Below are 10,818 nucleotides of genomic sequence, written 5' to 3' on the forward strand. Positions count from 1 at the left end.
GAAGCGTAATGGATAAATTACATTTAGAGATCGTAACTCCTCAAGGTCAGATATTTAATGATGACGTGAGTAGTGTAGTGCTTCCAGGTAGCGAGGGTGAGTTTGGTGTTTTGCCAAACCACGCCTCATTAATATCTCTTTTAAAAGCAGGTATTATAGATATAGAAGATAAGCATAAAAAGCATGATGTAGTTGCTATTAACTGGGGCTATGCAAAGATCGATGAGGGCAAAGTAGTTATATTAGCTGACGGTGCGGTCTATGTCTCTGGCAATAGTGAAAGCGAGCTTGCAAATTCATTAGAAGCTGCTAGAAATTTGATAGAGAGTATGAGCAGTGATACAAATGCTTTTGCAGCAACTATATCAAAAATGGAAAATGTAGTGAGAGCAAGATAAGTGGGCGGAATAGATATATTTTTAAATTACATTCAAAGAAGTAGTTTTATTACAATTATAGTTTTAACTTGGTTGTCAATATATTTTATAGTTAGTTTTACAATTCTTTTTTCAAGAATGGCTGGCATAGGGGCTTGGCAAAAACGCGAACAAAATGCGCTTGAAGCATTACTTATGGGCGCTAAAAATATACCAAATGACTCGTCTTTAAAGAAATGTGCAAGTGGTAGAATTTCAAAAGAAAAGCTAAATGTTTGCATAAGCATTGCCGAAAAAAATGCTACAAGTGGGCTTACATGGCTTAGTGTAATAGCTTCTACTTCTCCATTTATCGGTCTTTTTGGAACAGTTGTATCTATCTTAGAGACATTTTCACAGCTAGGAAATGGTGCAGGTTCATCTCTTGGAGTTATAGCCCCAGCTATTTCAGAAGCGCTTGTCGCTACTGGATGCGGAATTTTTGTTGCGATCCCAGCATATACATTTAACTTGCTTATAAAAAGAAAAGCTTACGAATTAATGAGCGTTATCGAGCGTCAAGCTGACGTTATGATAGCACTTAAAAAAGATGACGAGACGTTATAGATGGCTCTTAAATTTGATGACGAAACACCAGAGTTAAACATAACGCCTCTTGTTGATATCATGCTTGTTTTGTTGGCTATTTTAATGGTTACAATGCCAACTATAACATATCAAGAAGATATAACATTGCCAGATGGCTCAAAGGCAAAAACATCTACGTCTAAACAAAAAGATCTTATAGTGTCTATAAATGCACAAGGACAAGTTAGAATAGATCAAAGTACAATGAGTCTTGCTGAACTTCCAGATAACATTGCACTAATGAGTGCAAAATATGACAAAACCTCGCCTATATACATAAAGGCTGATAAAAATTTAAAATACGATGATGTTATGTTTGTATTAAAGACTTTAAAAGGTGCTGGTTTTAATAAAGTAGCTTTAGAGACAAACGGTTAAGATGCCTAATAAAGTTAAATTTCCAACGCTTAGTTCGTTTTTTGTAGCGTTTTGCATTTACATTATCATTGTGCTTGCTTTGTTTATAAAGCTTACTTTTTTTAGTGAACCTCCTAAAAAATATACTGATGACAAAGATGCTATTATGGATGTAGTTATGGTTGATAGAGAAGTTGATCAAACCATAAAAGCGCCAAAACAAGCAAAAGAGGTTGTAAAAGAGACAAAACCAGAACCTAAAAAAGAGTCAGAAGAAGATAAACAAGAGACTACAAATAAACCTGTTGTACCAGATGAGCCATTACCAACCCCAAGCTTGCCAACTCCTCCAAAAGAAGAGCCAAAACCTGAGCCTAAAAAACCAGAACCAAAGCCTGAAATCCCAAAACCTAGTGAAGAGCCTAAAGAGGATGTCAAGCCAGAGCCAAAACCTGAGCCTAAACCTACGCCAAAGCCAGTTGAAAAGCCAAAACCAAAAGAGCCAAATATAAAAGATCTCTTTAGCGACATAGATTCGACTAAGCTTAAAAAAGATGATGGTATAAAAAAGGCTGAGAATAAAGTGCAAAGCCGCAAAAAAAGCGAAGCTTCTAGCTCAAAAGCTGCAAAAGAGGCTAGCGACATCATCAAGAGCTTAAAGATAGATCAAAACCCAACAGCTCCAAAGTCACAAATGACCGGTACTTATGATCCATTGATGGGTGCTATAACAAAACAAATTCAAAGAAGATGGCAAAGCTATAAAGCCGACTCTGCAAACCTTGCCAAAGTAAAAGTTATGATAGATCAGAGTGGAAATTTTAGCTATGAAATTTTAGAGCTATCATATAATGAAGAGTTTAATGCAAAGGTAAAAGAGTGCCTGGAAAAGCTTACTGCAGAGAAATTTCCATTTAATCCAGACAAAAGTACTACTTTTAATTTAAATTTAGAAGATAAAATAAACTAAAATTTATAAATTTACGGAGTAGAGATGAAGAAAATTTTTCTTTTTTTGTGCGTTGCTCTAGGGCTTTATGCTGCTGATGCGACCATATCTGTTATAAACCAAGGTGTTGCTTTGCCAAAGATAGCTTTGCAAGATGCAACTACAGCTGTTAGTGATGCAGGCTTTAAAGATAAATTCTTTAAGATCATGCTAGGCGACTTGAAAGTTAGCTCTGACTTTGAAGTTATCGAAGATCACGTGCCTTCAACTTATGAGGGAACAGCAGCTACAAATACAATGAGCGACAAAGGTGTTGAGCTTATCTTTAGATATGCTCTTGAAGGTTCTATGGGCTCACCTCTTACTTTAAGAGTAAAACTCATCGATGCAAAGACTGCAACTACAAGGTATGAGAGAGTCTATAATATGCCAGATGGCGCAAAGTATCCGTTTTTGGCACACAAAAGTATAGTTGAGCTAACAAATGAGCTAAATTTACCACCAGTTGGCTGGATGGAGAAATTTATCATCCTAGCAAAATACACTTCAGCTCGCCAAAGCTCTATTATAGTGGCTGATTACACACTTACGTATCAAAAAACAATCGTAAGTGGCGGCCTAAATATCTTCCCTAAATGGGCAGGCGCTGATCAGAGTAAATTTTACTATACATCTTATGTAAATAACAGACCAACTTTGTTTAGATATGATCTAAATTCAGGCACTAAAACAAAGATAATAGATAGTATGGGTATGCTTATAGCATCTGATGTTAGCAAAGATGGAAGTAAAATTCTATTAACTATGGCTCCAAAAGATCAACCAGATATTTTCATCTATAATACAAGTAGCAAAAAATTAACTCAGATCACAAACTATCCAGGCATTGATGTAAATGGAAATTTCGTAGATAATGACAGCAGAATAGTTTTTGTCTCAGATAGACTTGGATATCCAAACATCTTTGCAACACCTGCAACTTCAGGCGGAAGCGTTGAACAAATGGTATTTCATGGTAAAAACAACAACTCAGTAAGCACTTTTGAAAACTATGTAGTTTATTCAAGTAGAGAGGCTAGTGGTGGCTTTAATATCTATCTAATCTCAACTCAAACAGATTTTATTCGCCAGCTTACAGCAAATGGTAAAAATAACTATCCAAGATTTTCAAGTGATGGTCAAAGTGTCGTATTTATCAAAGAACTTGGCGGTCAAAGCTCGCTTGGCGTTGTTAGATTAAATGAGAACAGAAGTTTCCAATTTCCACTAAAAGTAGGTAAAATTCAATCTATTGATTGGTAATATTCTGGTAATATTTAAAAAAATATGTTATAATTCGACCAAATTTTTCAAAAAGGATAAGGAATGAAAAAAGTAGTTCTAGCAAGTGTTGCAGTTGCAACTTTATTGTTGAGCGGTTGTAGCTCTAAAAACCCTGAAGTTGATATGAATGCAAATTCAAATCAATCTGCAGATAACTCAGGTAGCATGAGTGATGCTGATAGATTAGCAGCTCTTATCGCTAACATCGAGAGCCAAGTTAAAAGTGTATACTTTGACTTTGATAAATTTAATATCAAAGCTGACCAACAAGGTGTTGTTAGCTCAAATGCATCAGTATTTAACCAAGCTGACGCTCAAGCTCTTTCTATAAAAGTAGAAGGTAACTGCGACGAGTGGGGTACAGATGAGTATAACTATGCTCTTGGTCTAAAACGTGCTAAAAGTGCTAAAGACGCTCTTGTAAGAAATGGCGTTAGCGCTGATAGAATCGCTGTAGTAAGCTTTGGCGAAAGCAACCCAGTTTGTACAGACAAAACAAAAGCTTGCGACGCTCAAAACAGACGTGCAGATTTCAAAGTACTTCCTTAATCTGTAAGTAATAATGAATAAAAAAATAATCATTGCGGCTCTTCTTGGAGCCGCTTTCTCTATAAGTTCAGCTCAAGAAGTTTCAGCATTTGATGCAGGCAATATGGATAGCGCAAATCCATATGGACTAACAGATGATGAAAAGGCAACTCTAAGCAACAAAAGAAGCGTTCAAAATATCGAAGAAAACATGGATAATGTTTCAGAACAACTTCAAGGTTTGCAAAGCTTGATCGAGAGCATGAGTGCTAGGATGAACAAGCTTGAGCAAAGAATGAACGATATCGAAACCAAAGTCAATGGCGGTATAAGCGATTCTTCTGGTGTAAGTTTGACATCGCTAAAAGCTTATGTTGATGAGACTAGGGATATACAAGATAAAAACTATAAAAATATTACTGCTGCCTTAAATAAACTAGGCGCGATAATGGATAAAAATGCTGCTCAACCAAAGCAAAATGCAAATCCAAAACAACAAAATAAGCCAACTTCAAATTTTAGTGGCAAAAGCGACAAGGATATTTTAGCTGATGGTATTAAGCTTTTAAATTCTGGCAATAGCACAGAAGCAGCTGAATATTTTGAATACTTAAATAAAAAAGGCTATAAAACTGGTGCTTCAAATTATTATCTAGGTGAAGTTGCTTATAGTCAAAAATCATACAGCACAGCTATACAATACTATAAAAAAAGTATACAAAGTGAAGATAAAGCTGACTACACTCCAAAACTTTTGTATCACACAGCTATAAGCTTTGATAAGATCGGTGATACTCAAAGTGCCAATAGGTTTTATAAGGCTTTAAAAGTAGGCTATCCAGATAGCAAAGAAGCCAAAGCCGCTCCTAACAGAAACTAAAATTTACTCTTTTTTAGATATAATCTCACATTAATCAAAACTAAATTCCAAGGAGATTATTGTGAGTAAAGATCAAGTTATAACAATGTTTTATGAGCTAAAAGACGCTAATACTGGCGAAATTTTAGAGTCAAATATGCAAGAAGGTGGTCAAATTTCTTTTATTACGGGACATGGTCACATTATAGAAAAGCTTGAAGAAGAAGTTAGCAAACTAAAATCAGGCGACAAAGCTACTATAAATATCAAAGCAGCTGAGGGTTGTGGCGAATACAATAAAGATGCCATCCAATCACTTCCGAAAGAGCAATTTGCTGGTATAGACCTACATGAAGGCATGGAACTTTTTGGTCAAAATGAAGATGGCTCAAGCGTTCGCGTCATCGTTAAAGAGATCAAAGATGACGAAGTAACAGTTGATTTTAACCACCCATACGCTGGCAAAGACTTGCTATTTAATGTTGAAATTTTAGAAGTTAGAGACGCAACTGAAGATGAAAAAGCAACTGGCATGGTAGCAGGCGCTCACACTTGCGGTTGTGGAGGTCATGATCATGATCACGAGCATGAGCATGAGTGCTGCGGCGGTCACGGACATGGCGAAGGTGGTTGCGGTTGTGGCGGTCACGGACATCATCACCATTAAGAATCCAAAATGAAGAAATTTGCTTTTATTTTTGCGGGTCAAGGCTCGCAAAGTGTTGGCATGGGGAAAGATTTTTATGAAAATTTCTCTTCGGCAAAACTTCTATTAAATGACGCTTGCAACGACACAGGCATTGATTTTGAAGAGCTTTTATTTACTCAAAACGACAAGCTAGATAAGACAGAATTTACTCAGCCTGCCATCGTTTTAAACTCGCTTATGAGCTATCTAGCTTTTAGTGAGCGCATAAAAGCTAAGCCAGAGTTTAGCCTAGGTCACTCTCTAGGAGAATTTACAGCTCTTGCAGTTAGTGGCGCATTTAGCTTTATTGAAGCGATTAGACTTGTAAATTTACGTGGTAAATTTATGCAAGAAGCCTGCATTGGCAAAGATGCTGGCATGATGGTGGTGCTTGGACTTAGCGATGAAGTCGTTGAGGGGATTTGTAAAGAAGGACAGGACGAGGGCTTACAAATTTACGCTGCGAACTACAACTGCGATGGTCAGATAGTTGTAGCTGGCGTGAGGACTGACCTTACAAAATACGAGGCAAAATTTAAAGAAGCAGGTGCAAAAAGAGCGATGCTTTTAAATATGTCAGTAGCTAGCCACTGCCCGATACTTGAGCCAGCTAGCGTTAGGCTAGCAAACGAGCTTAAGGGCGTTTTGGCTGCGAATTTTGCCCCAGTCGTTTCAAACGTAAATGCAAAAATTTACACTGATAAAAACGAAGCGCTAGTGCTTTTAAAAGAGCAGCTAACGCATCCAGTTCGCTACAAGCAAAGCATCAAAAACTACGAAAACGAGGTTGATTGCTTTATCGAGCTAGGTGCCGCGACACTAAAAGGCATAAACAAAAAGATCACAGAAAAACCAACATATAGCGTCACTGACATGGCGAGCCTTGAAGAGGTTGTGAAGATTTTGGAGGAGAGATGATAGCGATACTTGGAGCGATGCAAGAGGAGATAACGCCGATCCTTGAGATGGTTGGCGAGTATAAAACTACCGAATATGCAAATAACAAATTTTACGAGGCAAACTATAAAGGCAAGGACCTAGTCATAGCCTACTCGAAGATCGGCAAGGTAAATGCGGCGATCACTGCAACCTTGATGATAGAGAAATTTAAGGCTTCAAAGCTGCTTTTTACTGGCGTTGCTGGCTCGCTTGATGAGAGCTTAAAGATAGGCGATATGCTATATGCCACTAGTCTTGTGCAGCACGACCTTGACATCACGGCGTTTGGTCATCCATACGGCTTTGTGCCAGGAACTAGTATCTTTGTAAAAAGCGATGAAGGTCTAAATGAGCTAGCTAAAAATGTCGCTAGCAAAAAGGGCATGAGCTTAAATTCAGGCATCATCGCAACTGGCGATCAGTTTATCTGCGACAACGAGAAAAAAGAGTGGATCAAAAAGATATTTAACGCAAGTGCTACCGAGATGGAGGGTGCGAGCGTTGCGCTAGTTTGCGAGACGCTTGGCGTGCCGTTTTTCATCCTTAGAGCCATCAGCGACGGAGCTGGCAATGAGGCTGAATTTGACTTTGATAAATTCTTGCAAGACTCAGCAAACGTGAGCGCTAAATTTATCCTAGAAATGGTGGAGAGCTTATGATAGAGCTTAGCAAGAGACTGCTTAGGCAAGTTGGTCAGACAAACGCTAGATATAAGATGATAGAGGGCGGAGATAAGATCTTGCTCGGTCTTAGCGGCGGCAAAGACAGCCTCGCACTCGCTCACGTGCTAAAGCACATCCAAAATGTCACGCCTGAGAAATTTGAGTTTAAGGCAGTGACGCTAAGCTACGGCATGGGCGAAGACTACGCATATCTTACCAAGCACTGCAACGAGCATGGCATAGAGCACGAGGTGATCGATAGCTCGATATTTGAGATATCAAAGGAGAAGATCCGCAAAAATTCTAGCTTTTGCAGCTTTTTCTCGCGCATGAGAAGGGGTTATCTCTACACCTACGCGCTAAAGCACGGCTTTAACAAGCTTGCGATCGCTCACCACTTGGATGACGCAGCAGAGAGCTTTTTTATGAATTTCACCTACAATGGCGCGCTAAGGACGCTTGCTCCAAAATACAAAGCAAAAAATGGCATCGTCGTGATCAGGCCATTTATCTTTGTGCGTGAGAGACAGCTTCGCGAAAATGCGATCAAAAATGAGCTAAGAGTTGTTGGCGATGAGGCGTGTCCCGCGATGAGATTTGACGTTAAGATGCCACACGCTAGATATGAGACCAAGCAACTTCTAGCAAATTTAGAGAAAGAAAATCCAAAGCTCTTTACATCGCTTAAAGCAGCATTTGAAAACATCCACACAGATACATTTTTTGGTATCAACGAAGGCAGTGAAGAGTAAATTTAGCTCTTCATTTCGCCCTTTAAAGCTAAATTTAAAACCAAATTTCTTACAACCACCCAAAAGTTACAACTCATTTTAAAGCTGGAACACTCCTTGCTTACTAAATATAAATTTGATAAGCAAGGATGAAAAATGAGCATTTTTAGTGTTAGCACGCAAAAGTATAGCTCAGTAGCTACTGAGGCAAAAGCAAGGAAACTTCAAAAAGAGCAGTCTGAAAGTGCCAAATTTCAAAACGCTCTTGCAAATAATGAAAAAACAAAAGACATTGCACAAAATTTACAAAGGCTCGAGCTTACAAAAGATACACAGCAAAGCATTTATAGCGTGAAATTTAAAGATAAAAATGAGCTTGGCTATCAAAGCGACAAGGCTGGCTTTATGGATGCTAGCTTTAATAAAGCAGCCGGCTTGCCACAGGACTTTAAGCTTCACAAAAGCACGATAAAAGAATTTCTAAACTTCGCAACAAAGCAAAATAACATAAATAGTATCCTTTACAGCAACGCAAGCGGCAAGCTTTTTGACAATGATGTCTTTGAAAATATCGACATTGCAAACACGATAGGTCAGTATTACGCTGTCTTTTCTCAGGTAATGGGCAAAAGTTTAAACAAAGATAGTTTTACAGATAGCGACCTAGCAAACCTACCAAAAGGCTACATCTCGCAAGGGATGAAAGGCATTGATTTTAACGCAGATTTGAGCGATAGATCAAATATTGACTTTTTAAATAGTCGCAAAAATGAGGTCGTGACAAACATATTTAGTAGCGAAGATGAAATGAAGCTCGCGTCAAATTTAAGCGAAGATCTAGCAAAACTAGGCATAAAAACGAACCTCAAAAAGCTAAATTTTGCAAATTTAGAGCAGGAAAACACTGGTGGCTTTAGCCCAGATCTCTCTTACTATAAAACGGAGTTTGGTTACAAAAAAGAGGCTTTGTTTATTAGTTTTTTAAAGTCTGAAAGTCCTGCGATCCTAGAAGGCGGAGAGACTGCGCTAAAGCCTGAAGTCTTGCTAAACAACGCTTTCATCGCCGCCCAGACGAAGGATCATAGAGGCAAAAGCTTGAGCGATGTGGCTACTCTTAAAAAATTATCAGAAGATAGAGAAAATTTTAAAAATTTAGTGCTTGAGCTACTAAAAAACAGCACCGTAAAGCCAAGCGAAGATAATATAAATTTAGCTTTTAACAAGCTAAATCAAATTTACGCTTTAGGCAGGCAAAAGTAGCTAAATTTACTAGGTAAAACTTTTTACAAAAAAGACGATATCTTTAGCATGAAGCTAAAAGGATATTAGATGATAAGCGCACTTGGTAGCTACCACTTGAATTTAGAGCAGAACATAAATGTATCAACCAAAGTTGCCACTAAACAAACCAGCTCTGAGGTTTTAGGCTACAAGGTAGATAAAGATGGCTACTTTACAGATGAGTTTAACAAGCAAGCTGGCATACCAAGTGATTATAAAATTCACTCAAGCACGCTGGAGTCGTTAGTAAATGTTGCAGAGGGAACTTCATTTTTTAGTCGCACCTTTAAAAGCATAGATATAGCAAAGACTGCTGGCAATGCCTACAAAATCCTCTCACAAGTAGTTGGCGAAGATACATTAAATTCAAAAGATAGCTTTAGCTTAGATGATATAAGAAATTTCCCACAAGGCTTTGAGTATAACCGCCAAAGTATGCAAGTAACCAAGATACATAACTCCATTTATGACTTTGACGCAGCTGCTTCTAGCTTTAACTACAAAGAGTCAAACAAGCAGATGATAAGCACGCTCTTTTTCAACCCAAGCTTTAGCGGCGGAGATGGCAGGCAGCCACTAAAGCCAACAACGGACATCTTTAACAACAACAATGGTGGCAAGGAGAGTGTGGGAAGTGGTGTTTTTATCGATCCGCACGGAGAGAAATACACTAATAAAGATGGCTCTATAACCAAAGGCGGACTTTTAGCAGCCGTCATAAATAGTAACCTTGATGTAAAAGAAGGTGAAACTACCGTTTTTGGAAAGAAACAAGGCTTTGATAAGAGCGTAGATAGTAAAGAATTTAGTAGAGCATTTGAACTATTTGAGCTTATGGGCGAGATGAAATTTGGAGCAAATTTCAACAAAGCAAGCGACTCTGATCTAGCTGGTATGCCTGCATATATGCAAGAGTATGTTAAGTATAAAAGAGACCTTGTCTATGTAGATCTTACGACTGGGTTTGTCGGTAAGTATTCAGATGAAGAAGATGAGCTATCATTTAAAAAGATGATGGAGCACAATCTAAAAATGCTAAAGCTACTCTTTGGTGAGATAGACAAGGATGGCAAAAAGAGCAAAGACTTTATGGATAGCTTTTTAAAATTTAACATGCCATCTTTAAATTTAGTAAAAGAGCTAAATGAAAACCCAGCTGGAAAATACCTAGTAGATATGCTTGGTATAAAAAGAGATGTTGATATAAAGGCGTAAAGGAGTTGAAATGATAACTAGCATAAACGGATTTAGCAACACATCGATACAAGAAACCACTATCCAAAAAGAAAATGCAAAAATGTCAAAGGAGCAAGAAAAGGCTCTAATTGATTCATATATGCAAAATTTAATAATTGATAATGTTGAAAAATACATCAAAGAAGACAGAAGTAGTGAAAACTGGATAACAGAAACCATAGAGAAGATAGACAATATGCTTTCAAAAAAGTATAGCTATACCATTGATGAAAGGCGAGCTTTATTATCAAAATATCCAGA

At 37.9% G+C, this 10,818-nt stretch carries 13 protein-coding genes and 1 pseudogene; all 14 read left to right on the top strand.

Annotated features, from left to right (window positions below; genetic code table 11):
• The first annotated feature begins 8 nt into the window (after positions 1-8).
• On the top strand, positions 9-398 hold the full coding sequence (gene atpC / locus CYO90_RS06580; protein WP_002939398.1) for an ATP synthase F1 subunit epsilon: 390 nt from the start codon (positions 9-11) through the stop codon (positions 396-398).
• Positions 399-983 (top strand): MotA/TolQ/ExbB proton channel family protein, encoded by a 585-nt coding sequence (locus CYO90_RS06585; RefSeq protein ID WP_009294341.1) that lies wholly within the window; start codon positions 399-401, stop codon positions 981-983.
• Positions 984-1,382 (top strand): biopolymer transporter ExbD, encoded by a 399-nt coding sequence (locus CYO90_RS06590; protein WP_002939405.1) that lies wholly within the window; start codon positions 984-986, stop codon positions 1,380-1,382.
• Position 1,383: 1 nt separating this feature from the next.
• Positions 1,384-2,331 carry a TonB C-terminal domain-containing protein gene (locus CYO90_RS06595; protein WP_012001335.1) on the top strand — a complete coding sequence of 316 codons (948 nt, stop codon included), beginning with the start codon at positions 1,384-1,386 and terminating at the stop codon, positions 2,329-2,331.
• A gap of 24 nt (positions 2,332-2,355) precedes the next feature.
• Complete coding sequence (gene tolB, locus CYO90_RS06600) at positions 2,356-3,612, top strand: Tol-Pal system protein TolB (RefSeq protein ID WP_103578920.1); 1,257 nt, start codon at positions 2,356-2,358, stop codon at positions 3,610-3,612.
• 63 nt (positions 3,613-3,675) lie between these two features.
• Positions 3,676-4,182, top strand: coding sequence for an OmpA family protein (locus CYO90_RS06605; RefSeq protein ID WP_002939415.1), 507 nt, complete (start codon positions 3,676-3,678; stop codon positions 4,180-4,182).
• Between the two features lie 13 nt (positions 4,183-4,195).
• Complete coding sequence (locus tag CYO90_RS06610; protein ID WP_103578921.1) at positions 4,196-5,041, top strand: tetratricopeptide repeat protein; 846 nt, start codon at positions 4,196-4,198, stop codon at positions 5,039-5,041.
• Between the two features lie 55 nt (positions 5,042-5,096).
• A complete protein-coding gene (locus CYO90_RS06615; protein WP_258030682.1) occupies positions 5,097-5,687 on the top strand; it encodes an FKBP-type peptidyl-prolyl cis-trans isomerase in 591 nt (196 codons plus the stop codon).
• Between the two features lie 9 nt (positions 5,688-5,696).
• A complete protein-coding gene (gene fabD, locus CYO90_RS06620) occupies positions 5,697-6,626 on the top strand; it encodes an ACP S-malonyltransferase (protein WP_103578923.1) in 930 nt (309 codons plus the stop codon).
• Positions 6,623-7,306, top strand: a complete 684-nt coding sequence (locus CYO90_RS06625) for a 5'-methylthioadenosine/adenosylhomocysteine nucleosidase (protein ID WP_021084954.1) — start codon at positions 6,623-6,625, stop codon at positions 7,304-7,306. Before fabD ends, CYO90_RS06625 begins: the two co-directional genes overlap by 4 nt.
• Positions 7,303-8,061, top strand: coding sequence for a tRNA 2-thiocytidine biosynthesis TtcA family protein (locus CYO90_RS06630; RefSeq protein WP_002939418.1), 759 nt, complete (start codon positions 7,303-7,305; stop codon positions 8,059-8,061). Before CYO90_RS06625 ends, CYO90_RS06630 begins: the two co-directional genes overlap by 4 nt.
• Positions 8,062-8,196: 135 nt before the next feature.
• Complete coding sequence (locus CYO90_RS06635; RefSeq protein WP_103578924.1) at positions 8,197-9,300, top strand: Cj0814 family flagellar-dependent secreted protein; 1,104 nt, start codon at positions 8,197-8,199, stop codon at positions 9,298-9,300.
• A 69-nt stretch (positions 9,301-9,369) separates the two neighbouring features.
• On the top strand, positions 9,370-10,536 hold the full coding sequence (locus CYO90_RS06640) for a Cj0814 family flagellar-dependent secreted protein (RefSeq protein WP_103578925.1): 1,167 nt from the start codon (positions 9,370-9,372) through the stop codon (positions 10,534-10,536).
• 10 nt (positions 10,537-10,546) lie between these two features.
• Positions 10,547-10,818, top strand: a pseudogene (locus CYO90_RS06645) (cell surface protein); the annotation flags it as partial.

Source organism: Campylobacter concisus, from assembly GCF_002913745.1.
Lineage (GTDB): Bacteria > Campylobacterota > Campylobacteria > Campylobacterales > Campylobacteraceae > Campylobacter_A > Campylobacter_A concisus_R.